Raw genomic sequence first — 25,232 nt, 5'->3', positions numbered from 1 at the left:
CGTTCGTAGAGCAGCCGCTCTGACAAAAGCCGGCCCGGACCGCATCGGGCGGTTTGCACCAGAAGCGGTCCGGGTATCGCTATCGGCGGACTTCTCGGTGGTGCCAGGCCTGGACGGTCTCGCCCTCTGTATCGCCTTTCGCGACGGCCAGGCGGGGAAATTGCCCGGCACCGCAGCAGGCACTGCGCCCTTGGCTCGCCCGAAACAGGCGGCCCTGCGATCAGAGGCCGCTTACCGTCTTGACCGTCACCCACTGGCCATTCTTCACCTGATAGACGGTGGAAGAGCCGTTTTTCAGCGAGCCGTCCCCGTTAAACTCTATGTGCCCCGTGATGCCATCGAAGCTGATGCTTCGTAGCCTCGCGCGATAGTCGTCGGGCTTTGTCGAATTGGCTGCCTGCATTGCCTTGATGGCGGTCCACGCCGCGTCGTAGCCGAACGGCGCGTATGACAGCACGTCTTCGCCGAATTTCTGTTTGAAGCGTTCGGCGAACTTTGCGCCGACCGTCGTGCTGTCGAGCGGACGGCCGTATTCCCAGGCCATCGCGCCCTCGGACACGTTGCCCGCGAGCTTGATGAAGTCGATGTCCTTCACGCCGCCGCCGCCCACGTATTGCGCCTTGATGCCGAGCTGGTTCATCTGCTTCATGATGCCGGCCGCCTGCGGATTGAGGGCAGCCACGAAAATCAGATCCGGGTTCCTGCTCTTGATATTCGTGAGTTGCGTCTTGAAGTCCGTCGCCTGGTTCGTCGTGAATTCGCGATCGATGATGTCGCCGCCGTGTGCCTTGACCGCCTTCACGAACTCGTCGGCTTCGCCTTGGCCGAAGGCCGTGCGGTCGTCGATGACGGCGATGCGTTTGGCCTTCGTCGTCGTGACCGCATAGGCACCCGCGGTGCCCGCGTTTTGCGCGTCACTCGAGATCACCATGAAGACGTTCTTGTAGCCGCGGCCGCTGATGACCGGGTTCGTGGCGGCCGGATCGATGTCGGGCAGGCCCGCCTTCTCGTAGAGGTCGGAAGCGGGGATGGTCGTGCCCGAGTTGAAGTGGCCGACGACGACCGACACGCCTTCGTCCACGAGTTTTTGCGCGACCTGCACGCCGACGCGCGGGTCAGCCTGATCGTCTTCGGCGACGAGTTCGAACGAGACGGGCTGGCCTTTGATTTTGATGCCTTGCGCCTTCGCGTCGTCGAGCGCCATTTTGACGCCGTTCTCCAGATCCTTGCCGTAGTTGGCGTTGGGTCCCGTGAGCGGCGCGGCAAAACCGATTTTCACGACGGTATCCGCGTGACAGGCGAGCGGTGCAACAGCGAGCAGTGCTCCAACTGCAACTGCGATGGGGGTCAAAGTCTTCGCAAAACGCATATTGTTTCCTTTGCGAGCATGAGTTCACTGCAATGGCGTGCATGCGGGCTTTGCTCGCCCGTTTCGGCGCGCTGCGCGGTCGGAGCAGCGGCCGGTGCACGGCTTCTGTCTGTATCGACCGGGTGTGCGGCTACTCCTGAAAAGGCGTTGCACCCATCGGACGGCTTCCAATGAGAGCGTCGCGACGCTCGCTGGGAGCGACGATGGAAAGCCCGTTTCAGCGGCCGCTCGTTTGAGTAGTATAGGTCACGTTGTGACGTAAATAGCATTTGTTCCCCGGCGCACGCGATGGAGCAGTCGTCGCTGCGCTCCCGCATGTATCGCGGCCTCCGCAGCATTGACCCTACAAATCCTCACGACTGCTGCGGGTGATGGCGCCAAATTCAATCTCAACGACCACTTCGACGGGCGACTTCGTACTCAGCAGCCGCTAGACGGCTGACAGTTTATGACGCTGCCGCCCCCGCGTTTTGAGGCACCGCCGGTGCCTGCCATGGCGCCACGTGCACAGCTCGCGTCGAGTAATCGGTACCGCTTAAGCCGAATAGCAGACCCAGGGTTAGCAATGCGGTGATCGCCGCGATGCGTAGCATCGGGGACGCCCGCCGCAAATTCATGAAGTAGATCGCCACAAGCAACGCTTTCGCTATCGCAACTAAAAGGTTGATCGCGCTATTCCACGCGCCCAGCTTCAGGTACGAACTGCTGAACGTCAGCAGCAGCAACGCCAGAAGCGCAACCCATACCTTGAGTTGGTCCGCGTACCGATGCACCTCACGCGAGCTCATCCGCTGCTCCTTCCAACCAGGTACAGTAAGGGATAAAGAAAAATCCATGCAATGTCGACAAAATGCCAGTAAAGACCGGCCACTTCAATGCGCTCAGGTTTGGCAAAGCGGCGCTTGCCGCGGGAGAGGCCAAGCGCAAAGACCGCAACCGTGACAATGCCGATGATCAGATGCAGTGCATGAAGCCCGGTCATGCCGAAGTAGAGGAAATAGAACAACTGCGCAGCGTCGGCATGACGTGATTCGGAAAAAGCGAACCTTGCGCCGGGCACGAGGTGCTCATGCCATTCTTTCCAGTACTCAGTGCCCTTAATGATAACGAAGCCGGCACCGAGAGCCGCCGTAAAATACAGCATGCATGCGGCTAGCCGCACCGCGTCTATTTTCCGTGCTTGCACGGCGATTGCCATCAGCACGCTGCTCGTCAACAGTACGGCGGTGTTGATTGTGCCGAGCATGATATCGGTGTGACGGCTCGCAGCGGCAAAGCCTTCGGGAAAATGCGTGCGTCCGTAGAAGTAACCGAAAAAAAGCGGGCCAAAGAACATCAACTCCGTCGCAAGAAAAGTCCACATGCCCAGCGTCGAAGCTTCTTCCTGCTGCTCGGCAGTATCGAACTGTTCGGCGTGAAGGGTCATTGGGGCGCCTCTTCTCCGGTTTCCGGATCGTACTGGTATGCATTTCGCTGCACTATCGGCGTGTGTTCAAAATTATGCTTGGGCGGCGGTGAAGACGTTTGCCATTCGAGCCCGGTGGCACGCCAGGGGTTGGGGCCGGCACGCTTGCCGTAGAAGAGCGACCATGTCAAATAAACCATTGGCAACAGGTAGCCGACTGCAAGGATCGAAGCACCCGCCGATGACAGGACGTTCAGTACCTGAAACTCGGGGGGATACGCGTGATAGCGGCGCGGCATGCCTTCGAGGCCGAGCAGGTATTGCGGAAAAAAGGTCAGATTGAAGCCGAAAAAAATAATCAGAGCGGCCGCGCGGCCTAGCATTTCCGGGTACATGCGTCCTGTCATCTTGGGCCACCAGAAGTGGATGCCGCCCAGGTAAGCCATCACTGTGCCGCCGACCATGATGTAGTGAAAGTGAGCGATGACGTAATAGGTGTCGGTCAGATGCACATCCAGTGCCAGCGAGGCCAGCGTCAACCCCGCAAGTCCGCCGATGGTGAAAAGGCCGACGAACCCGAGCGCATAGAGCATGGGCGCGGAAAACGTAATGCGGCCCTTGTACAGAGTCGCCGTCCAATTGAAGACCTTGATGGCCGATGGAATCGCAACCAGAAAGGATAGAAGCGAAAACACCATGCTCGCGTACATCGACTGACCCGACACGAACATGTGGTGACCCCAGACCAGAAAGCCGATCGACGCAATGCCAAGAATCGCATAAGCCATGAAGCGATAGCCGAAAATGCACTTGCGCGAAAAGCACGGAATGATTTCACTCGCCACGCCCATCGCGGGTAACACCATGATGTAGACCGCTGGATGCGAGTAAAACCAGAAGAGGTGCTGGAAAAGCAGCGGATCGCCGCCTAAAGCCGGATCGAAGATGCCGATGTGCAGCAGGCGTTCGGCCGCGATCAACGCGAGCGTCATCGCCAGCACTGGCGTGGCCAGCACGAGAATTATCGAGGTTGCGTAGTTGGCCCATACGAAGAGCGGCAAGCGGAACCACGTCATGCCCGGCGCGCGCATCGTATGCACGGTGACAATGAAATTCAACCCGGTCAGGATGGAGGAAAAACCGACAATGAAAACGCCAGTCACGGCGAGAAGCACGTTGCTGTTTGAGAACATCGTCGAGAACGGCGTATAGAAAGTCCACCCCGTATCCACACCGCCCGCGTAAAGCGCGCCCAGCGTGAACAGTCCGCCCACTACGTATATGTACCAGCTCGTGAGGTTCAGGCGGGGAAAGGCAAGGTCGCGCGCGCCTATCATCATTGGCATCAGAAAGTTGCCGAGCGCCGAAGGGATCGACGGGATCAGAAACATCCACACCATGATCACCCCATGAGCGGTAAACAACCGGTTATAGGTGTCGGCTGAAACCAGGGCGCCTTGCGGCGTGAGGAGATTCAGCCGCATAAGGGCCGCGGCCGCGCCGCCGACGAAAAAAAACGCCGTAATGGACACCATGTAAAGCCAGCCAATGCGCTTGTGATCGTGTGTAGTGAGCCACGACTTGAGCGACCAGTCCTCCAGATAATCCGACACTTCGGCTTCACTGACCCGCGCGTGCATAGTTGCCTCCGGTGGAACGGATGTATTCGATGATGGCCAATATGTCGTCCTCGCTAATCTGTCCAGCGAACGACGGCATGATCGGCTCGTAACCGGCCACGATGTCCTTGCGCGGCAGCAGAATGGAGTCGCGGATATACGCTTCGTCCGCAATGAGCGCGCGGCCGTCGGATAGATGGACTTCACGCCCCAGCAAGCCATGCAAATCCGGCGCGTGGACCGAGGATTGCGCCTCATGGCATCCGCTACAGCCATAGCGCCGGTACAGCTCAAAGCCATGCGCGGCAATGCCAGGCCGGGTATTGCCGCTGGCCAGCCACGCAGCGAAATCGCCCGGCTGCATCACGATGATGCGCCCGCCCATAGCGGCGTGGTCAGTGCCGCAATACTCGGCACAATGAAGATGAAATTCGCCCGTTTCAGTCGCGGTGAACCAGATAGTCGTATATCGGCCGGGCACCACGTCCTGCTTGATCCGGAAAGCGGGCACGTAAAAGCTGTGAATAACGTCCTGCGAAGTCATCACAAGGCGCACCGGCTGATTGACCGGCACATGTAGTTCATCGATCTCCCGCTTGCCGTTCGTATGCTCGAGCTTCCACATCCACTGCTTGGCGACCACGAACACCGGCATCGAATCGGATGGCGCGCGATAGAGTTGCGTAAAGTCATATGCGGCCCATGCAAACGTGCCGATAAAGAGCAGGAGAGGAATCACGGTCCAGGCGATTTCGACCCCACGAGCAGTCGTCGGCGCATTGCTGCGATCCGCTGCCGAGCCCGCGCGGTAGCGGATCGAAAAAACGACGATCAGCAGGGCCACGGCGAAAGCGACGGCGGCCAGTACAACCGTCTGCGTGATGAAGAGCGCGTCGTAGCGGCCGCTTGCCGTTGTCGCGCTGTGTGGAAAAAGGTGAAAGGACGCATTCATGTCGCGCCCCTTCTCATCGCACGCCACAGCCAGATGACGAGCGCGGCCAGTACCGCGATACATGCAGCGCGCACGCCTGCGATAACTTGCGCACTGTAACGGCCTGTCACCGGGTCGTAATGCGAGCACAGCAGGAGCAGCTGATCGACCGGCGAGCCGATGCTTCCCGATGAAGCGTCGATCAGGGCGAGGCGCACATCGCGCGGGTCGAAGCGCACTCCCATGAAGTAATGCGAGATGCGGCCACTGGGCGTGGCCACGATGAAGCCTGCCGGATGCATGTACTGTCGCAATTGCCGGTCGTAGACGTATTCGAACCCGACGGCGCTCGTCAGTGCGTCGACTTCCGGCTTTGCCCCGGTCAGCAAAGTCAGCTGGGCGCCGGCGTTGGCAAGCAAGGGCGCATAAGAAGCCTTCTTGCGGGCGGCGAGCTCGGGCGTCTCGGATGGATCGATGCTAACGCCCAACACGCGATAGGCGTGCGGCGGCAGGTCTACCGCGGCCAGACTCTCGAGCACGCCATCCATCAGCGTGCTGCACAAATTGGGACAATGGAAATAACCGAGTACCAGCACCACCGGCCGGTCGCCAAAATACGCGCCAAGGCGCGTGGGCCGTCCGTTGTCGTCGGTAAAGGCGCTGGATAAAGGCAGTTTCGAGTTGAGCCGTTGCACATATCGCGTCTGCTCCGGCGGACGAACGGTGAGTACCTGCGCGCGCACCGGCTGCTGTTGTACCAGGCCCATAAGACCTGCAAAAGCGAGGAGTAGCGTCCACCGGCAGCGCCTCGCGCTCGCGATGCGGTACGCCAGGCGGCGCCTCCCGGTAGACTCGGCCACCCAGGACCACAATCCGTCCAGACGCGTCATGGGGACTCCTTGCGCACATCGGCCGATTTGCCGTTTTGGCCCTGGTTTGGGTTGGCCATGATGCGCATCGCCTCTTCAACCGGAATACGCGCGATGCCACGTTGCTGATCGATCCATTCCCACGATTCCAGCAATTTGCGCTTTTGGGCCTCATACTGCGCGCGCTCCTGTCGCGGCGCGCTTTGCAATGCGGGCGGGCTCACCTGCGGCACATTCCCGGCGTTGGGGCCGCCATAGGTCTGCGCCCCGGACAGTGCTCCCCACCGCTGCCAGAGCAGCCATGCCGCCAGCACCACGATCATGATGCCGATCGCGATGGCAGCGCCCCCCCACAGCACGCCGCGGACATTCACTACGTTGGGAGCAGGGGACGTTTCCGGTTGGCGATCAGACATGGCCAGCCCCTGCGGCGGTGGCAGCGGCGAAGGAAGCGCCCCTCTTTGCCGCCACGTAAGCAGCCACACAAAACGCGATGGTCGTGAGCGGCGCGGTCCATAGCCACTGCAGCCAGCCAACCGGCAGCGATGGGAAGACTGTCCACCAAACGTCGAGCTGATGAGCCGCGAGCAATCCGGCGGCCAGCCATCCAAGCAGCGCGGGCGCTTCCTTGGCGTTGCGAAAAAGCAGGATCAGGAGGGGCGCAAAAAAATGAAACAGAGCGAGGAGCCAGGCGATGTAGAGCCAACCGTGCTTCATGCGCGGGATGTACCACGCGATTTCATGCGGCAGGTCCTCAGCCCAGATAATGAGGAACTGTGTAAATACCAGATAGGCCCATGTCATGACGTACATGAGCAGCAAGTTGCCGAGATCTCGAAAAATAATGGGCGGCGGCAACGGACGGCTGCGCGTCGCCAGCAGTGCCGCGAGCGCCATGCCCGCGAGTGCCTGGCTCACACCCGCCAGCATGCCGAACACGCTGGAATACCAAAGCGGCATGAGCGACATCACCCAGTCCACCGCCGCAAGGCTTACCGTCAAGCCGTACACGATCAGCGATGCAGCCGAGAAACGCGGGGAGCGCCGCAGCGTCGGCTGCCTTGAAAGCGATGCGAGCAATGTCCACACAGCGAGATAGAAGACGCTGCGCACGACAAACAGCCAGGGCGTGAGCCAGATATTCTTGAACCATGCACTCTGCGCGGGCAGCTCACCCGCCCAGCGCTGAACGCCGGCGGATGCGCGCGGCGCCCAGGGATACAGCTCATGCATGCCGATCAGCACCGGCAGGAAGAGCAGGGCCAAAATCCACATAAGGCGCGACAGCTCGAGCAAGGGTACCCGAATCGCCTCGCCCCATCGTCCGCCGGTCAGGTTATGGACCCAGACATTTGCGAGGCCACCCATCACGAGCCCGCAGCAGAACCACCAGGTGGCGAGATAAGCGCCCAGGAACGCCGCAGGGGCGAACAGCCAGGCCGCAACGCAGCCGGCAACCATGGCGAGAAGGGCGACCAGTGGGAGATGCCGGTTCATCGGGGCCCTCCCGGCTTGGTGGCCTCAAGGCGCTCCAGCACGTCAGGGGGTAGCCTGGAGACGTCGGCATGCTGGCTCAACTGCAGCGCGCGGATATAAGCAATGATGGCCCAGCGGTCGGATGGGTCGACCCGGTCCGCGTACGGATACATGACGCCATAGCCGTTGGTGACGACGTCGAAGAAATGCCGGTCGGGTGCCTGACGAAGACGATCGTCGTGGTACGACGGCGGATGCGGAAAGCCCCGTCGAGCGATTAATCCATCGCCGTCGCCGACCGCGCTGTGGCAAGGCATGCAGTAGATTTGATACCGTTGCCTGCCACGCAGCAAAAGTTGCATCGTCACGGGATAGGGATTGTTTTGCGCACTCCCGGCCGCGGCGTCTTCGCTCACGTCGTCCGTGCCCTTGCGACCGCTCGAGGTGCCGGCGAACGATCCCTGCGAATAAGGCACGCTACCTTGCGGCAGCGGGCGCGATGAATTGCCGTCAGCGAACAGCTCGCTTCGCGAAAGCGGCTTGTACTTGGGCTGGTCATACATGTCCTGCTTTGCCTTTTCGCATCCGCTCAGCGACGCGGCCACGCAGCAGGACAACAATATCTCCGCCAGCTGTTTCATCGCGGCACCTCGACTACGGACATCGGTTGCAATTCTTGCAAGAAGCGCTTGCTGCGCTCGATATCGAAATGCGGGTCGTGAGCCGTCAGGCACAGGAAGAACCGGTTGCGGGTGGCCTGCTCGAAATGAGGCGCATTGAAAACCGGATGATTGAGTCGCGGCAGCCCGTTCGCCGCCAGCATGCCGACCACCGCCGCGATCGAGGCGCCCAGGATGGTCAGTTCGAATGTTGGCGCGATGAACGACGGCCAGCTATGCAAAGGTCGTCCGCCGACGTTGATCGGATAGTCGATCACCGCCGAATACCATTGCAGGAAATAGCCGCCCACCGCGCCCACGATGCCGCCGACAAGCGTAATGAGCGGCACCCTGCTTTTTACGAAACCGACCGCTTCGGCGATACCTTCCACCGCGTACGGCGAATAAGCTTCGATGTTCCGATAGCCGTCTTCCCGCGCGCGCTTCGCCGCTCCGAGCAAGGCTTCACTGGTGCTGAATTCCGCGAGCAGACCGTAGACACTGCCGCTCATAATTCGCTCTCCGCGCTTTCATGGACGAGCTCGCGCATCTCGGCAATCGAAATGACCGGCAGAAAGCGGATGAACAGCAGGAACAACCAGGCGAAAAAGGCAATGGATCCGAACAGCGTCAGCCAGTCCCAGACGGTGGGTATGAAGAGTCCCCAGGCGGAAGGCATGAAGTCGCGGTGCAGACTCGATACCACGATAAGAAACCTTTCCATCCACATACCGACGTTGACCAGGAGGCTGATCGCAAATAACGTTATCACGCTATGACGTACACGGCGAAACCACAGAAGCTGCGGCACGGCGACATTGCAGAACATCATCGACCAGTAAACCGGCGCATACGGGCCTAGCCAGCGGTTGACGGTCATATATTGCTCGAAGAGGTCCCCGCCGTAAAAGGCGGTGAAGATCTCCGCCGTATAACCGTAAGCGACGATGAGACTGGTTGCCAGCATCACCTTCGCCGCATTCGCCAGATGGCGTTGCGTGATGAAATCCTCCAGGCCGAAAAAATAGCGCAGCGGGATGGCGAGCGTGAGGACCATCGCAAAGCCGGAGAACAATGCGCCGGCCACGAAGTAAGGCGGGAAAATGGTGGAGTGGTAGCCGGGCGTGTTGCCTATCGCGAAGTCCAGCGAGACCACCGAGTGCACCGAAATCACGAGCGGGGTGGCGAGCCCCGCCAGCAACAGGTAGGCACTCTCATAGCGCGCCCAATGCCGCGCCTCGCCCCGCCAGCCGAGTGCGAGCAGACCATACGCAAACGTCGGAAAGCGCCTGCCGGCGGCGCACGCGCGGTCACGCAGCGTGCCCAGGTCGGGGATCAGACCCACATACCAGAACATCAGCGAGACGATCAGATAAGTGCCGATCGCAAAGATGTCCCACACCAGAGGGCTTCGCCATTGCGGCCATACGTTCATGACATTGGGGTAGGGAATGAGCCAGTAGAAAAACCACGGCCGTCCCAGGTGCAAGATGGGGAAAAGCCCGGCGATACTGGCCGCGAATAGCGTCATGGCCTCAGCGAAGCGATTGATCGAAGTGCGCCACTTTTGCCGCAGCAGCAGAAGGAAAGCCGAGATGAACGTGCCGGCATGACCTATACCGATCCACCAGACGAAGTTGCCGATTGCGAATCCCCATGCGACGGGAATATTGACACCCCAGATGCCGACTCCCATGGTGAAGAGCCATACGATCGCCCCAAACAGCACCAGCGTACCGGCGAACGTCACGAGAAAGGCGGCTAGCCACGGCCAGCGAACGGGGCGCTCGAGCACGAGGTTGGCGATCTTGTCGCTGACGCTCGCATAGCCCCACCCGGCGCGCAGGACCTCGCTGTCCTTCGAAACGGGCGGCTGCTCCGAGCCCGGGTTCATGCCTGCTCCAGATCGTCATCGGGATTCAAAATGAGCGCCGCATACGTGGTGCGTGGCCGCGTGTTCAGTTCTGCCAGCAAGGCGTAGTCCAACGTTGACGCTTTGGCCCGATTGACTTTGCTCGTCGGATCGTTCAGATCGCCAAATGATATGGCTTCGGTCGGGCATACCGCCTGGCACGCGGTCACCACCTCGCCATCGCGCAAGCGCCGTCCAATCTTTTCCGCCTCGATGCGCCCGCGAGTGATGCGCTGCAGACAGTACGTGCACTTCTCCATGACACCCCTGCGTCGCACCGTCACCTCGGGATTGTAGGCAGGCCTTGTGCGGTCGATTGCCGTATTCGCGTATTGCAGGAAGTTGAAGCGCCGTACTTTGTAAGGGCAGTTGTTCGAACAAAAGCGCGTACCCACGCAGCGGTTGTAGACCTGCACATTGAGCCCCTCACTGTCGTGCACGGTTGCGCCGACTGGGCACACTTCTTCGCAAGGCGCGGTTTCGCAATGCATGCACGGTACCGGCTGGAAGGCGCTGCGCGGATTGGAGGCCGGCCCGACGTCGTAACGGTCGACGCGAATCCAGTGCATCTCGCGTCCGCGCGCGACTTCTTCCTTGCCGACCACGGGAATGTTGTTCTCGGCTTGACAGGCGATGGTGCAGGCGCGACAGCCGATGCAGGCATTCAGGTCGATCGCCATGCCCCATTTGTAGTCCTTGTATTGCCACTCAGGATAGATCGACGTTTCGGGTACGCGTTTGCGGGGTTCGTCGTTCGCGAAATGCGGGTTACGGCGAAATTCGTCGAGCGTCGCCATGCGCACAATCTCGCGCCCTTCCATCTGCTGATGGTTCTGGGTGGTGGCAAAGGCAATCTGGCGTCCGGTCTTTTCCGCCTTCAACGCGTGAGAGCCCCGCAAAACCCTGAGGCGGTATGCATTGAAGCCCACCCCGTTGCCGACCTGACCGGCGGCCCATCTACCGTATCCGAGCGGCAGCGTAACCGCGCCTTCAGCGTGAGCGGGCCACACCCATGCCGGCGCCTCGAGCGCAACTTCCGGCGCGTCGACAAGCGACAGGCGCAGCACGTCGCCGGTGCTCACGCCCAACGCCTGGGCGGTGTGTTCTCCGAGCAAGGCCGCGTTTTCCCAGGTCATCGTGCTGAACGGACGCGGCAGCTCCTGCAGCCAGCTGTTGTTGGCATATTCGCCGCCTCCCACCGACGGATCCCCGATAAACAATGCGCGCAGCGCGGGGCCGTTGAAATCAGGCGGTGGCGGCAGCTCGGGCAGACCGCCCAACTTGAGCGCCGAGCTGGCGCTGCCGGCAATGAGCCCGTGGCGAAGCGCCTGCTGCCAGAAGCCTTCGAAATTTCCCCCTTCCTGTTTGCTCTGCCAGTAACGGCGTACCAGCGCGTACCCCGTTTGCTCCTCGCCATCGGTCAGGAGGGCCAGCAGCTCATGCGCGGAGTGGCCGTGGTAGAGCGGCGCAATGACAGGCTGCACGATGGACGCCGTACCGTCGAACGCGCGGCCATCGCTCCATTGCTCGAACCCATGCGTGGCCGGCACGTGCCACCTGGCGGCGTGCGCGGTCTCGTCGCGATACAGGCCGAGGTGCAGCGAGAACGGCAGCTTGCTCAAAGCGCGTTCGAAACCAATGTCCGGCGGCGCGTCGTAGACCGGATTGACCTCCAGCATGACCAGCGAAGTCGCCGCACCCGAGTGAATGTCTTCGACGAGTGTCGCAATCGACTCCGCATGGTTCTGCGGCTGGGCTTCAACGGATGCGATCGGCAAAATCGTTTCACCGAGATTGCCAAGATGTTCGTTCATTCGATGCACGAGCGCACGCGTGCGCGGCGAAATGCTGCCGCCGGCCACAATGAGCGACTGTCCGCGATGCGCGGCGAGCCGATTCGCCAGTACTGCTTCCCATTTGGCGGCCCGCTGGTCAGAAGCGGGTGGAATGCCGGATAGCTCGCTGCTTGCCATACCGAGTCGGGAGGCGATGCGCCATATGGTTCTTTCGATGTCATGCGGCGGCATCGCAAGGCGGTTGTCCGCCAGCGCGCCAAGCAATTGCGGGCTCGCTTCGAGCGCATAGAGCCGCTTGTCGAATTGCGGTGAGTCGCTGCGGCGATTGTGCAAGAAATCGCGCGCGTAGCGTATGCCTCCGGGCCGATTCACGAACGGGTCGGCGTCGACGCTCACGATGATGGCAGCGCGATCGAAGCGATACAGCATGTCGGCGGATTCGCCGAACGCGAGCCGCGACGCTTCGAAGCCGGCGTCGTCGTGCAGCGGATCATGACAATGCCAGCGCGCTTTTGGGTATTGCGTCAGCATTCGGGTCATCTGGTCGGCTAGTGTTGGCGACGTCGTGGTCCCCGTCAGAATGCGAAGACCGGCGCCACCATTCGCATGCCACTGCGCGCGTTGCGACAGCAAGGCCGCCTTGAAGGCCTCCCAGGTCGAGAGCGCATTGCCGTGCTGCACCGTCTGTGAACGGTCTGGATCCCACAGTTGCAGCACCGAGGCCTGCGCGAATACACCCGTAGCGCCGAGGCTCGCGGGATGTTCGGGGTTGCCTTCCACTTTCGTGGGCCGGCCCATCTCGTTTTCGACCAGCACCCCTTGTGCGTAACCGCCGTGGCTGAAGGTCGTCGCGTAATACAGTGGCTTGCCGGGCAGCATCTTTTCCGGCATCTCCACATACGGGACGATGACCTCCTGCGGCGGTCCGCTGCAACTCGCGCCGGCCATCGCAAGCGATGCACCCATGACCTTGAGGAAGGCGCGGCGTTCCGCACTCATCGGCTCGTCGTTAGCCGGTACGATCGGGATGAAGGGACGATGGCGCATGATCTTAACGATGACAGGTTGAGCAATCGGTCAGCCGCCGCGTATCCTGCAGATGAAAGAGCTGGTTCAACTGCCCGATCTCCTGCTGCGACAAAGGCCGCGTATCCGTCATTGAGAACACGTCGGCAAGTGGCCGGATGTGCCGCGGCGCATTTCGATGACACTGCAGGCACCACTGCATGTCGAGTGACGCCACCCTCGCGGTCAGCGGCATTTCGTCCACCCGCCCGTGGCACTCCACACAGGCGACGCCCTTGTTGACATGGATGCTGTGATCGAAATACACAAAGTCCGGCAGGTCGTGCACGCGGTTCCAGCTAATAGGCGTATTGCTGTCCATGCTCGCGTGCAGTGGCGCGAGTACCGGCGAATCGGTGAACAACTGCGAATGGCAGGTGAGGCAGATCTCGGTTGATGGCATGCCGGCGAACGCGGATTTTTCGACCGAAGTATGGCAATAACGGCAGTCGATACCATCATCGCCAACATGATGCTTGTGGCTGAACGGGATTGGTTGCTCGACAGGCTCTTGCATCTTGACGTCGGGCGAGGAGTACCAGCGCGCGGCAGTGATGGCGCCGATCCCAAGGACGAGCGCCGCCATGGCGAACAGCTTGATGGCAAAAACCGTTGACTGACTAAACGCTTGCGCCATGGATGCACATCCAATCCACTCAAGTGTGACTCATCTGCCCGGGCATCTCGTCGCCAAAAAAGTATAGGACAAAGAAGTCGCGGCGGCCTGGGTCGCGACTCCGACTGGCGAAAAGAGAAGAAGCAGCGACCGAAGACTGCGCTCGCCAACTAGCACAGACATTTCGTGGTTCGAATCTTGTCGCGCAAAAGGTTGATGTCGTATTGCACGGCCATGTTGCTGTCATTCTTACAATCAATACCGGTACGTTTAAGCGGTGAACCCAATGGAGCGGCTCTCGATTTGCATTGAGTATCTGCATTGTCGCAACCGGGACTGTGCAGCCGTGCAGCAGATCCTCCTTGCTGTGGAACACACCGTGATCGGGATGATCGAAGCCAGACGCTGACGTGCGAAAACGCAGCGGAGCCTATCACTATCGTCAACGCGCAATGGTGCAGCCGCTATGCCAGCCGCTATGCCAGCCGTTATACCCGCCGAGCCACGTGTGACCTGAGGGCATGCCGACGAATGGCAGAGGGGAATCCCATCGGTGCGCGGAACGTTGCTTGCTGGAACTGCGCTGACCGGCCATCGGCACGCAGCGCGGTCGACCGTTAAGCCGTCCCTCGAGCCGAGAGGCAGGACCTTATGTATGTTTACCGCTTGCCGTCATTTACCCGACGATGATCTTTCCATCGATTACAACGTGGCGTCCACCTCCAGGGAGCGAGAAGTAGTCCATGACATAACGTGGGGTGTTGTAGGAGCGGTTCGCCGGTAGCTTTGAATGTCGTCGTGCCGCATTGACGGGTAGCGGGCACAAGCGGTGGGAGGCTTGGCGGCGCATGCCCCAGGAACGGAACATGTCGCTGGAGATCAAGGTTGGACCGCCCCAACTCGCAATTCACCAGGGACACGCCGTCCTTCTTACCGGAACCGACGGGCAGATCCGGAAGCCAAGCCATAAAGGTCTTTACTTCTATGACACCCGGGTCATCAGCACCTGGACTGTCTATGCCAACGGAGTGCCTTGGGATCTCCTCAATGGCGGCACGACCAGCTCGGTCAACGCCGCCATATATTTTGCAAATCGCGAATTTGTCACCGAGGCTGGACCGGTCGCGCCGCACACAATCGGGCTGGCGCTCAAACGTCATATTGGCGGCGGCTTGCATGAGGATATCGATCTCATCAACTACGGTCGAGCCAAGGTGCGCTTCAACCTCGAAATCGTGGTGCGCAGTGATTTTGCAGATATCTTCGAGGTCAAGTCTGGTCACCTTGTCCGACGTGGACGCATCACCACAAAATGGTCCGCGCGTAGGCAATGCCTTACCACCACTTACCGTAACAAGGACTTTTTTCGTGGCGTAGCGTTGACCGTCCGGGCCTGCGACGCGCAGGCGGTGTACGCAAACGGCCGACTCACCTTCGACATCGAACTTGCGCATGGCGCCTGCTGGCATAGCTGTCTTACCTACGACCTTTCAGACGGTGCCACGAGCTATCCTGCTCCGCGCGAATGTGCCCGAGGGGGCAGCGACACGCCGGTGGAAGGCAAGTCTCAGGCGGAGTGGCGTCGCGAAGTACTCAAGCTTGAAAGCAGCAATGATGGATTCCGGCGTTTGTTTCGTCAGGCAACCGACGATTTTGCGGCATTGCGCCTCCCGGTTCGCGGTGCTCACTGCACTCAAATTGTGCCGGCGGCCGGACTGCCGTGGTTCGTGGCGCTGTTCGGACGTGACAGCCTGATTGCGTCATTGCAAACGTCCTTCGTCCATACGGATTTTGCGCGCGGGACGCTGGATGTGCTCGGGGTCTGGCAGGCAAGCAAGCGCGACGACTATCGCGACGCCGAGCCAGGCAAAATCATGCACGAACTCCGTCTGGGGGAGTTAGCCAGGCTGAAACTGGTGCCCCATACGCCTTATTACGGGGCAGCGGACGCGACACCTCTCTATCTCATCACGCTGCATACTGCCTGGTGCTGCACCGGCGATCCAGCATTGCTTAGACGCCACCTTCCGACCGCTGAGCGCTGCCTTGAATGGATCGATCAGTACGGCGACCGCGACGGCGATGGTTTTCAGGAATATGCGACGCGCTCCTCCGAGGGTCTCGAGAATCAAGGCTGGAAGGACTCGGGCGATGCGCTCGTGTATCCGGACGGGACGCTCGTGAAGGGTCCGAAGGCGCTTTGCGAATTGCAGGGCTATGTCTACGATGCGTGGCTGCGAATGGCGCAGATCTACGACGCCTTGGGCGACACCGGCCGGGCGGCCGCCATGCGCACAAAAGCCGCGGCGCTGTTCCGGCGGTTTAATGACGCCTTCTGGGACGAGGGAGCAGGCTTTTACGCGTTCGCACTCGACGGCGATAAGAGAAAGGTTATGAGCGTCGCATCCAATCCGGGTCATTGTCTCTGGTCCGGGATCGTACCGCCCGAACGTGCCGGACGCGTCGTGGCGCGGCTGATGCAACCGGACATGTGGAGTGGGTGGGGCGTTCGCACATTGTCGGCGAGTCATCCCGCCTATAACCCCCACTCTTATCAGAATGGCGCGGTCTGGCCGCATGACAACGGTCTCATTGCGCAGGGGTTCAAGCGCTATGGTTTTGCCGATGAGGCCGCCCGGATTGCCCATGACGTCTATACCGCGGGGAGCTTTTTCGCACTGAATCAGTTGCCCGAACTGTACGCGGGCCTGCACCGGGATGCCGCGAATTTCCCGGTCCAGTATCCAGGCGCGAATGTGCCGCAGGCCTGGGCAGCGGGATCGGTCTTCTCGTTATTGCAGGCGGTCCTCGGCCTCCAGCCCGATGCGCCTAACAAGATGCTTTATGTCGACCCGGTATTGCCTGCCTGGCTGAGTGAACTGACGCTCAGGGACCTGCGCGTCGGCAACGAGGTCTTCGATATTCATTTCTGGCGGAATGATGAAACGACGCAGTTCGACGTTCTCCGTGGTGATCCGGCCTGGATCGCACGACGCGCGGTGAACGTGACGAGCGACTTGCTGAAAGGTATTCCCGAAGGACGCAGCCGTCGCTGAGGCAGCGCGAAAGCAGAGTGGCGGAAGCAGACTGTCAGTTCGCTCAGCTCCCGCCATCTGGAAGTTACGTCGCCGGTTTTTACTCGGCGGTTGCGAAGTTCGCCGACTTGTTACGCCAATTCAAAGCACTTTACATTTTAAGTATCGTTTAAGCGCGCTGACCTACGCTGAATTCACTGATTTAAAGAGCGCGCACCTGGCGTCCTCTGCGTTGCCGTGTCGGCTCGTATGTAGGCAACAATCGCCGGTATCGTGGACTGCGTATTAAGTGCTCGCGCGTCTAACGAACAGAGACATCTATCGCGGGAGAGTGTGATGGACATTGCCCATAACGAAGGCTTCGACGACAGTCGACGACAATGGCTGATTGCGACGTCATGTTTGGGCGGTATTGCTGGCGTTGCCACCCTTGTACCGTTCGTCGATTCGCTTGCACCGTCGGCCAGGACCAGGGCCGCCGGCGCGCCGGTTACGGTAAATATAAGCGGGTTGCGTCCCACAGATATGATTACCGTGGCCTGGCGGGGCCTACCGGTGTTTATCGTCAACCGGAGCCCACAGATGCTAGAAAACGTGCTCAAGGCGGACCGGCTGGTCGCCGACCCGGCAAGCGACCATCCATTCACCATGCCTTTGCCGAGCTACTGTAGAAATGAGTACCGTTCGCGAGCCGTTCAAAAGAATATCCTTGTTGTAATCGGTGTCTGCACGCACCTGGGTTGCACGCCCAGGCCACGATTCGATGCCGGTCTTCAGCCTGGTTTGCCAGACGACTGGCCCGGTGGATTTCTTTGTCCATGTCATGGCTCGACGTACGACCTCGCTGGCCGTGTGTTCCGAAACAAACCTGCTCCGCAAAACCTGGATGTGCCTCGCTACATGTTTGCATCGGCTGTCGAGGTCGTCATTGGACAGGACGAAGCAGGCGAAGCGTAATGCAAGACACTACTGGGAAATCGTGTTCCTTCCGCATGCGAGCCACCTCAGGCTCGCCGCTTAAACGATGATCAGACGGAAATCCTGAACGCGTCGTCATTTCGCACGGCCACTGATATTGCAGACACGGCGCTGCGGAGCTTAGGCGCGTCTTCCGGTAGCCGATCGGTCAGGAATGAAGACTCGGCAGACAAAATGTTTTGCACCCACTAGCGCGGCTTCCCACTCCAGCCAGTGCCGAAACCGTGCCCCTGCAATCGCTGAGGGACCTCTAAATGCCGGCGGTTGTAGCGTCGTAGCGCGGAGAAATATGAAGGTCCGTTGATAACGGAAGGCGAGCGGTACGGTCGCGAATCCAAGGCGAAGTTTCCAACATTGTGCGGGCGGAACACTGATTCCGCAGGGACGGTCTCTGGACCGCGGAACTCCAGCATCGCAATCTGCGCGATGACCTGGTTGCCTGCGATGGCCGGAACCGGCGGGAGGACTGCTGACGCGACAACGGACGCGCACGCAAGGTAACGGATCATCGACTACTCCCGAACAAGCGGGAATACCGGAGCTGCCCGGACACGGCAGCAGCGTAACCCCCCCCAATACGGGTGTTCCCGGCTTCGGACCTTTAAAATCGCAGCATACTGATATGGCGAACGGTCACTGAACGTTGCATTCGCTGCAACAAAGCAGTACCTGGCGAATCTTCAGGATTTGTGCATGTCGTGACACAGTTTAGGCACAAAATGACATATTTTCAATCTGTGATCGAATTTCCCGGAGGTGGGATGGGCTCCCGTAAAAGCAAGGCCGTCAAGGTACCGGGCAAGCCGGATCTGGAGGCAATGTCCGAATTCCGTTACCAGCTACGGCAGTTTCTCAGGTACTCCGAGGAGGTTACCCATGCGGAAGGCATTACGCCGTTGCAATACCAGCTACTGCTCCACGTCAGAGGGTTCCCCGCCCGTCAATGGGCAACGGTGGGTGAACTCGCCGAGCGCCTTCAGGCCGCGCCCAACGGAACGGCCGCACTGGTCTCGCGCTGTGAAGCGGTCGGCCTTGTAGTTCGCAGGCCGGACCCTGTGGATCGTCGTCAGGTCCAGGTGCATCTCACGGCGAAGGGCGAACGCTGCCTTCTGAAACTGGCGGCGCTGCATAAGTCGGAGATGGAGTCGTTCGGCTGGGCATTCGGCGGAACAGGCAGACAGTAGGGGCGTCTTTATGCCGGTATCGACGGCTGAATGGCTGCGCCTGCCCGGCTTCATATAAGTCACAGTATGCCAGATTGCTTATAATTCCTTCATCGCGGCAGAATCGCGTCCCGATATTGATGGTAAGCGTGCATTGCAGCAAGTGCGGCGACGTTGGCTGCATTCCGGCGTGCATCCGCAATGGCCGGCCAGACATGCATGACATCAGCGGGCCCACCATGTAGTTCTTCTGGGGTGACAAGCTATGACGGGCGAGCGTCACCAGCGTCACCAGGATCCCTCCAGCGAGGCGCACCACGTGAAGGTCGCGCCGGTGCAGCCACGCCCGGTTGCCCACCTCGATGACGACTCCGTCGTGCCGGTCGCTCTTTACTGGCTATGTTTTCTCGCGTTCGTTGTCGGCATCGTGACTGGCCTCGGCGCTGTCGTGTTCCGGGGACTGATCGGACTGGTGCACAACACGTTCTTTCTCGGGCAACTGTCGTTCTCCTATGATGCGAGCCGCTTCACGCCAGCCTCGCCGTGGGGCATCTTCGTCATTCTCGTGCCTGTCGTGGGCGGACTCGCGGTCACCTGGATCGTGAGCACCTTTGCGCCGGAAGCGAAAGGGCACGGTGTGCCGGAGGTGATGGATGCGATCTACTACAAACGCGGTGCCATCCGCCCCGTCGTGGCGGTGGTGAAATCGATTGCATCCGCGCTGGCGATCGGCTCTGGCGCTGCCGTGGGACGCGAGGGGCCGATCATCCAGATCGGCTCCGCGCTCGGGTCGACGCTCGGTCAGCTGATCACCATGACGGCCGGCCAGCGTATTACGCTGGTCGCGGCAGGTGCCGGTGCCGGCATTGCCGCGACCTTTAACACGCCGATCGGCGGAGTGCTGTTCGCCACCGAATTGATGATGCCCGAGATCAGTGTCAACACTTTTCTGCCGGTGGCGATTGCAACAGGGACAGCGACCTTTCTGGGCCGGCTGTTCTTCGGGGCTGCACCGGCGTTCTTTGTCCCTGCGCAACTGGGCGCAATTCCGAACCAGCCGGGCAGTGCACTGACGCTGATTCTTTATGCGCTCCTCGGTGCCGTGACGGGCGCGGCTGCCGCACTACTGATACGCGCGCTGCATTGGGCTGAAGATGGGTTCGACAAGATACCGGGACGTTACCGGCGTCACGCCTTCGGGATGCTGATTGTCGGCGCGATGATGTATCTGCTATGGCGCTACGCGGGACATTATTACGTCGAAGGCGTCGGTTACGCGACAATCCAGGCCACGCTGTACGGACAACTGCAGGGCGGTGCGTTCCTGCTGCTACTGGCGCTGTGCAAGATGCTGGCGACATCGGTCAGCCTGGGTTCGGGTTCGTCGGGTGGCGTGTTTTCTCCGTCGCTGTTTATCGGTGCGACGCTCGGGGCGGCGTTTGCGTCCGTGGTTGCTATGGCGTTGCCGGGGGCGCCCGTCAGCGCACCTGCGTTCGCGATGGTGGGCATGGGGGCAATGGTCGGCGGCGGCACAGGCGCCGCGATGACCGCGGTTGCGATGGTCTTCGAAATGACGCGGGACTATGACATCGTGCTGCCGATGATTATCGCGGTGGCGTTCAGCCTGGGCGCACGCCGGCTACTGTCTCCCGAAAGTATCTATACGCTCAAGCTCGTGCGACGCGGACACCCGATTCCCAACGCCCTGCACGCGAACATGTTCCTTGTGCAGAGCGCGGCCCAGGTCATGGAAACCGATGTCTTCGTGCTCGATGAGCATGTACCGTTTCGCGACGTGCTTGCCGGTGCCGAAGGCGCCGCTTTCCGGCATGTCGTCGTTACGAGGGCGCATGAGATCCATGGAGTGCTGCGGATCAATACCGGGCTGCGCCGCGCCGTGAGTCATGGCGCTCCGGATATCGCACTCGGCGCTCTCGCGCAGCGCAATTTCATTGTCGTAGAGGAGAACGACGTTGCGTTCGGTGTCATCACGCGGCTGTGGAAGCGGCACGCGGTGATGGCGGTCGTAGTCGGGCGACAGGAAGGGCGTGGCCCCGTCCGCGTGCTGGGGGTGATCGCCAAGGAACACATTGCGGATGCAGTTGCGAGCAGCATCAGGATATTCCCGGGGCAGGCCGAGAATCGGCCCCGACAAGGTGCCGTGAGGCCGTTTGACAGAAGACGAAGAAAACAGAAGGGCGGCCGCGACGGCAAAGGAGTTGGCAATGAAACTGGCACATGAGCTGGACAGCCTTCGCGAGCGTATCGGCAAGACACTTCATCTGGACTACCTGAAACAGGTGTCGGGCGCAATGCGAGCCGGAAAACTGCAACCGGTGCCTGAATGGGCGATCGTCTACCGGACGGCACACGGCTTCTGCTGCATCTATCAGGGTGAGGCCGTCGAGCTGCGCGAAATGCTCGATGTCCAGATCTGGGCCGAAGAGATGGATGTCCAGACCTGGTTCATCGGTTTTTGACGTGTGTTCCGCTGTCTGCTCGCTACGTGCCACTCCTATTGGTCCACTGCAGACGCGGCAATCAGATCGGCCAGTCGGCCGAGGAGCCGGCTCAGCGCTGCGACCTGCGTGGCAGTGTCCGCTGTTCCGACCGTGGACGTCAGTGTCGCGAATTGCGTAGCCCTTTGCGCGGCATTCGGTCCTTCGGTCATCGTCCACGACGCCTGGACCGTCATTACCTTGTCTGCGTCGGTGTTGGCTTGCAGCACGGTCACGACCAGCGAGCGAGTTCCGCCAGGCGCGGGCGCATCCGGAAGCACGAAAGCGCCTGACGGCAATCGTTGAAGTAAATCTTGCGCAAGGGAGCGGCGCATCATGTCGGCAAGCGGCGCGCCCCAACGCGAATTGTTGTCGACAATCAGGCGAGCACCGGACACGCCGACGATCACTTCTTGCCGATCGAGTTCCGGGGGAATATGGACTACTGTAAGTTGCAACGGACGGACTTTGCCAGTCACAGCCGTTGCAGGCGCGACGGAGTTCAGCGTGAAGTACTGAATGGGCGGACTATGTGCGCATCCCATGAGGAGAACAGCGGCCAATGTCATTGAAGCCGGCGTCAGCCGTGCGCGCAATCGACTGCGGTACCCGTTTCCCACACTGTTTGTCATTTTGCATTTCCCGGTCGTCCGCGCAGGAGTTCCTCCGGGTGCTGATCGAGATGGTCGGCCAGTGACCGGATAGATCTCGCGGTGTTGGTGAGTTCGTGCAAGGTGTCCGGCAAGTCGTTCTGACTGCCAGCGCCCGCGCCGAGCGTGCGGTTGGCCGCGCGCGCCGTGCTTTCCACTTCGCTGGCGGTTTCACGCAACTGTGCAGCGAGTGCACGAATTTGCGGGGAAACTTGCTGAAGCGTCTGATCGGCCTGAGCTGCGGCACCGTCGATATGAGAAATGGTATCGGGAATCTTCGGCGACGAAGAGAGCCGACGAAGCTGCGATACCGTCTTGCGGACATCTTCGCCTGTTTCGTGGATCGGCAGACCGTTTATCTTCGACATGACCTGATCGGCTTTCGAAACGATTCCGTCGACGCCGGCCGATGAAGCCGTTGGAATCACCGTGGCGCCGTTCTCGGTCATCAGCGTTGCGCTCGGCGCATCCTGCACGAAATCCAGCTTCACCTTTCGCGAGCCGACCAGCGGCGGATCTTGCGTCAATTGCGCGCGCAGACCTTCCGCGACGAGGCGCTTCAGCATCGTATCGACAAGCGTCTTCGCATCGCTGCCTGAGTCGGTCGTCGCGGTTGCAAGGCCAAGCTGTGATGGATCCAGCGCGATTTCGACCGGCGTCGCCAAGGCGCCGGTACGCGCATCGTATTTCAACGTCGTTTTGATGACGGTGCCGACAGGAAAGCCCAGCAACTCGACTTGCGCGCCGGGTTTTAGCTCGCCAGCGGGGCCGCTTAGGTACACGACGTACTGAACCGTCGGTCGGTGTTCGGGCGCAAGCGCAGGTGCGCGGTCGGTGCCGTCGAATTGCCGCGCGGGTTTGCCCGGACCCGGTTCCATGACGATCTGCGGACCGGAAATCAATCCCTTGAACGACGACGGATCGACGATGTCAGGCTTGGCTCCGTGCAGATAAAAGCGCGTGCCGCTGCGCAGGTATTGTTTTTCGGCGCGATCGATTTTCAGTACCGCTTTAATGTGGCGTCCGTCCGGCGCGAGGGTCAACTCGGACACCGAACCAATTTTGAGTCCGCGCATCGTGACGCTCGTATCGTCCGCTTTCATGCCGTACGCGTTATCGAAAGTGACAGTGACTTTTTCGCCGCCTTGCACCAGTGCACGAATGCCGATCCAGCCGGCCACCGCCAACGCCGCTATCGGCACCGACCAGATCCAGCCAGGCCAGGAAGTCCGTTTAACGACCGCCGGGGTGCGTTGTGGAGGTCCGTCACTCATGGCCGTCCCCCGCAAGTACATCCCACATCAGACGTGGATCGAAGCTGCGCGATGCCGCCATCGTCAGGAAGACGACCAGTGCGAATGCCGTCGCGCCCGGACCCGCGCGCGCCGATGCCACGCCATCGAACTGGATCAGCGGCACGAATGCGACGATGGTGAAGACGTCGATATTCGACCAACGGCCCAATTCGTCGATCAACCGGTAAAGGTGGGACTTTGCGGACAGGTGCCTGCGCGAACGGCGCCGTATCGAAGTGACGAACCATGCCATTCCAAAGATCTTTGCAAATGGAATCACGATACTGGTGCAGAAAATCAGAATGCCGAGCGGCCAGAGTCCGGCGGAGAAAAGCTGCCCGACACCGTCCACGATTCGCACCGGCACATCGCGGCCAAGTTGCGTGGATATGGTCATTGGAAAAAGGTTGGCGGGAATCGCCAGCACGAGTGCGGCCAATGACAGTGCAGTCGCGCGGGCGATCGCGTCGGACTTGCGCGCCTGCAGTTTGAGCCCGCATCGCGGACAGGGATGTCCTTCGCAAGAGGCAGGCAAGATCATGTCGCACGCGGAACAGGCAAGCGTCGGCTCGTCTGCGACGAGCTGACGTTCGGCGCCGATTGCGCGCCACACCGCGCGGCGATCGAGCGTCGCGCGCGTCAACATTGACAGGAAGCCAGCGGCAATAAAGCAATAGCCGCCCGCGCCTAACGTGCTAGTCAAATCCTGGGTCACGCGCGAATAGCCGACGAAGCAGCCGACCAGAAACACGTCGGGCATGGTCCACGGGTCGAGCCACAGTGCCCATCGGTACATTGCGCCGATGCCGTGGAAAGTCCTGCCAAGGCGAATCGCGCCCAACACCAGGCATAGCGCGCCCAGGCGGATGAAGGGCAGAGCGATCCCCGAGATGCCTAGCAACACGGCAAGCAGCACCCATCCGTCCTGGGTCAGCGACACGATTCCCGATGCGAGTACGGACGAATGATCCGTGCCGAGCAGGTGCACCGTCATCAGCGGTGACAGGTTGGCGGGAAACAGCAGAACGAAGGTTGCGCTCGCGCAGGCGAACGCGCCGTCGATGCTTCGCCCGCTGCGCCGCTCCAGCGGACAACGGCAAACGCGGCAGTAAGCAGCCGCGCGCGCGGGTAGGGCCGGAATGTCCTCCAGCGCACCGCATTCCGGGCAGCCGATTGTCAATTGATCGCTCCTTGCAGTTCACCGACGGGATGAAAATGTTCGATAACGCTGCTGGTTTGAATCGGGGCCCGCATTACGCATGCCACAGCGCGGCGATTCGTGGGGGAATCCAGTTGGCTTCCGTTCCGGCGCGTCGCGCGAGTGCCCTCGCAATGATGGCGTGGCATCGCATTCCTCGCACGAACCTGGAACGCCGATTGCTTGCAACGGGATCGGGGCGCCCGTCGTCATCGACACCGGCGCTTTGACATCCGAACAGGAGAGAAGCTGATGACCTACGGTACTGTTCCTGCCTGGCTCGTACTGGGTGCTATCGCTTCGATAACCGCGTGGCAAGTCGGCATGTACGGGCTCATGGCGATCATCCGGTTTCTCTGCCGAACCCGCGACATCTTTACTCCTCAATGACCGAGTATTGTCTGGCGACTCGATCCGTCAATTGCACACAAAAGGCCAGGAGCGATTCTATTGAGACTTCCATAATTCATGACGTCACCACAGCGTAGCCTGCATCCAGCAAGCGGCAATGATCGAAGGCCGCTTTTGAGCGCTCTTGAGCTTGTTGCGGGCGCTCGCGTGCAGTTCGCCCAGATCGTTGGGGCAGTAGTTGGCCAGTGCGTGGCGCTTCAGCCAGGCCCACAGGTATTCGACCGGGTTCATGTCCGGCGCGTACGGCGGCAGGAACGCGATCTGGATGTGTCCGCCCAGGCGGTCCA

23 protein-coding genes are annotated in these 25,232 nt (G+C 60.6%); 6 read left to right on the top strand and 17 right to left on the bottom strand.

Features of this window, described 5'->3' with window-relative positions:
* Positions 1 to 220: 220 nt before the first annotated feature.
* The 13 genes from C0Z16_RS06660 to C0Z16_RS06600 form a co-directional block, all read right to left on the bottom strand.
* On the bottom strand, positions 221 to 1,369 hold the full coding sequence (locus C0Z16_RS06660; protein ID WP_102631390.1) for a branched-chain amino acid ABC transporter substrate-binding protein: 1,149 nt from the start codon (positions 1,367 to 1,369) through the stop codon (positions 221 to 223).
* Positions 1,370 to 1,815: 446 nt separating this feature from the next.
* Complete coding sequence (locus C0Z16_RS06655; protein ID WP_102631389.1) at positions 1,816 to 2,157, bottom strand: cytochrome C oxidase subunit IV family protein; 342 nt, start codon at positions 2,155 to 2,157, stop codon at positions 1,816 to 1,818.
* Entirely contained in the window at positions 2,154 to 2,795 is a 642-nt protein-coding gene (locus C0Z16_RS06650) for a cytochrome c oxidase subunit 3 (RefSeq protein WP_102631388.1), read from the bottom strand. The genes C0Z16_RS06655 and C0Z16_RS06650 overlap by 4 nt, the downstream gene beginning before the upstream one ends.
* Entirely contained in the window at positions 2,792 to 4,414 is a 1,623-nt protein-coding gene (gene ctaD, locus C0Z16_RS06645) for a cytochrome c oxidase subunit I (RefSeq protein WP_102631387.1), read from the bottom strand. The genes C0Z16_RS06650 and ctaD overlap by 4 nt, the downstream gene beginning before the upstream one ends.
* Positions 4,395 to 5,345 carry a cytochrome c oxidase subunit II gene (gene coxB, locus C0Z16_RS06640; RefSeq protein ID WP_102631386.1) on the bottom strand — a complete coding sequence of 317 codons (951 nt, stop codon included), beginning with the start codon at positions 5,343 to 5,345 and terminating at the stop codon, positions 4,395 to 4,397. The genes ctaD and coxB overlap by 20 nt, the downstream gene beginning before the upstream one ends.
* Positions 5,342 to 6,214 (bottom strand): SCO family protein, encoded by an 873-nt coding sequence (locus tag C0Z16_RS06635; RefSeq protein WP_146014291.1) that lies wholly within the window; start codon positions 6,212 to 6,214, stop codon positions 5,342 to 5,344. The genes coxB and C0Z16_RS06635 overlap by 4 nt, the downstream gene beginning before the upstream one ends.
* A complete protein-coding gene (locus C0Z16_RS06630) occupies positions 6,211 to 6,609 on the bottom strand; it encodes a hypothetical protein (RefSeq protein WP_146014290.1) in 399 nt (132 codons plus the stop codon). The genes C0Z16_RS06635 and C0Z16_RS06630 overlap by 4 nt, the downstream gene beginning before the upstream one ends.
* On the bottom strand, positions 6,602 to 7,690 hold the full coding sequence (locus tag C0Z16_RS06625) for a hypothetical protein (RefSeq protein ID WP_175130742.1): 1,089 nt from the start codon (positions 7,688 to 7,690) through the stop codon (positions 6,602 to 6,604). Before C0Z16_RS06625 ends, C0Z16_RS06630 begins: the two co-directional genes overlap by 8 nt.
* A complete protein-coding gene (locus tag C0Z16_RS06620; RefSeq protein WP_244201193.1) occupies positions 7,687 to 8,274 on the bottom strand; it encodes a c-type cytochrome in 588 nt (195 codons plus the stop codon). Before C0Z16_RS06620 ends, C0Z16_RS06625 begins: the two co-directional genes overlap by 4 nt.
* A gap of 32 nt (positions 8,275 to 8,306) precedes the next feature.
* Positions 8,307 to 8,840 carry a DUF3341 domain-containing protein gene (locus tag C0Z16_RS06615; RefSeq protein ID WP_102631382.1) on the bottom strand — a complete coding sequence of 178 codons (534 nt, stop codon included), beginning with the start codon at positions 8,838 to 8,840 and terminating at the stop codon, positions 8,307 to 8,309.
* The gene (nrfD, locus tag C0Z16_RS06610) at positions 8,837 to 10,222 is read right to left on the bottom strand and encodes an NrfD/PsrC family molybdoenzyme membrane anchor subunit (protein WP_102631381.1); all 1,386 of its coding nucleotides are present in this window, start codon (positions 10,220 to 10,222) and stop codon (positions 8,837 to 8,839) included. Before nrfD ends, C0Z16_RS06615 begins: the two co-directional genes overlap by 4 nt.
* Positions 10,219 to 13,083 (bottom strand): 4Fe-4S dicluster domain-containing protein, encoded by a 2,865-nt coding sequence (locus C0Z16_RS06605; RefSeq protein WP_102631380.1) that lies wholly within the window; start codon positions 13,081 to 13,083, stop codon positions 10,219 to 10,221. Before C0Z16_RS06605 ends, nrfD begins: the two co-directional genes overlap by 4 nt.
* Before the next feature lie 4 nt (positions 13,084 to 13,087).
* Positions 13,088 to 13,738, bottom strand: a complete 651-nt coding sequence (locus C0Z16_RS06600) for a cytochrome c3 family protein (protein ID WP_102631379.1) — start codon at positions 13,736 to 13,738, stop codon at positions 13,088 to 13,090.
* An 845-nt stretch (positions 13,739 to 14,583) separates the two neighbouring features.
* Between C0Z16_RS06600 and C0Z16_RS06595 the strand changes: the two genes are divergently transcribed.
* The 5 genes from C0Z16_RS06595 (at position 14,584) to C0Z16_RS06575 (ending at position 21,373) form a co-directional block, all read left to right on the top strand.
* Entirely contained in the window at positions 14,584 to 16,773 is a 2,190-nt protein-coding gene (locus C0Z16_RS06595; protein WP_102631378.1) for an amylo-alpha-1,6-glucosidase, read from the top strand.
* A 315-nt stretch (positions 16,774 to 17,088) separates the two neighbouring features.
* Complete coding sequence (gene petA, locus C0Z16_RS06590; protein ID WP_102631377.1) at positions 17,089 to 17,709, top strand: ubiquinol-cytochrome c reductase iron-sulfur subunit; 621 nt, start codon at positions 17,089 to 17,091, stop codon at positions 17,707 to 17,709.
* Positions 17,710 to 18,491: 782 nt separating this feature from the next.
* Entirely contained in the window at positions 18,492 to 18,914 is a 423-nt protein-coding gene (locus C0Z16_RS06585; RefSeq protein ID WP_102631376.1) for a MarR family winged helix-turn-helix transcriptional regulator, read from the top strand.
* A gap of 244 nt (positions 18,915 to 19,158) precedes the next feature.
* Positions 19,159 to 21,135 (top strand): chloride channel protein, encoded by a 1,977-nt coding sequence (locus tag C0Z16_RS06580; RefSeq protein ID WP_102631375.1) that lies wholly within the window; start codon positions 19,159 to 19,161, stop codon positions 21,133 to 21,135.
* A complete protein-coding gene (locus tag C0Z16_RS06575; RefSeq protein WP_102631374.1) occupies positions 21,119 to 21,373 on the top strand; it encodes a hypothetical protein in 255 nt (84 codons plus the stop codon). Before C0Z16_RS06580 ends, C0Z16_RS06575 begins: the two co-directional genes overlap by 17 nt.
* A 35-nt stretch (positions 21,374 to 21,408) precedes the next feature.
* Here the strand turns inward: C0Z16_RS06575 and C0Z16_RS06570 are convergent, their stop codons facing one another.
* From C0Z16_RS06570 to C0Z16_RS06560, 3 genes are all read right to left on the bottom strand, one after another.
* Complete coding sequence (locus C0Z16_RS06570; protein WP_279635055.1) at positions 21,409 to 21,936, bottom strand: PqiC family protein; 528 nt, start codon at positions 21,934 to 21,936, stop codon at positions 21,409 to 21,411.
* Between the two features lie 83 nt (positions 21,937 to 22,019).
* Complete coding sequence (locus C0Z16_RS06565; protein ID WP_102631373.1) at positions 22,020 to 23,315, bottom strand: MlaD family protein; 1,296 nt, start codon at positions 23,313 to 23,315, stop codon at positions 22,020 to 22,022.
* On the bottom strand, positions 23,308 to 24,516 hold the full coding sequence (locus tag C0Z16_RS06560; protein WP_102631372.1) for a paraquat-inducible protein A: 1,209 nt from the start codon (positions 24,514 to 24,516) through the stop codon (positions 23,308 to 23,310). The genes C0Z16_RS06565 and C0Z16_RS06560 overlap by 8 nt, the downstream gene beginning before the upstream one ends.
* A 270-nt stretch (positions 24,517 to 24,786) precedes the next feature.
* On the opposite strand from C0Z16_RS06560, the gene C0Z16_RS37715 reads away from it, so the two are divergent.
* Positions 24,787 to 24,924, top strand: a complete 138-nt coding sequence (locus tag C0Z16_RS37715) for a hypothetical protein (protein ID WP_158244480.1) — start codon at positions 24,787 to 24,789, stop codon at positions 24,922 to 24,924.
* An 84-nt stretch (positions 24,925 to 25,008) separates the two neighbouring features.
* Here C0Z16_RS37715 and C0Z16_RS06555 read toward each other — a convergent pair.
* Positions 25,009 to 25,232 (bottom strand): transposase (locus tag C0Z16_RS06555; protein WP_208638624.1); only part of this gene is annotated, 224 nt, incomplete at its 5' end.

Origin of the sequence: Paraburkholderia rhynchosiae, assembly GCF_002879865.1 — a bacterium.
In the GTDB taxonomy this organism is placed as follows: domain Bacteria; phylum Pseudomonadota; class Gammaproteobacteria; order Burkholderiales; family Burkholderiaceae; genus Paraburkholderia; species Paraburkholderia rhynchosiae.
This window is presented reverse-complemented; position numbering and strand designations above follow the sequence as displayed.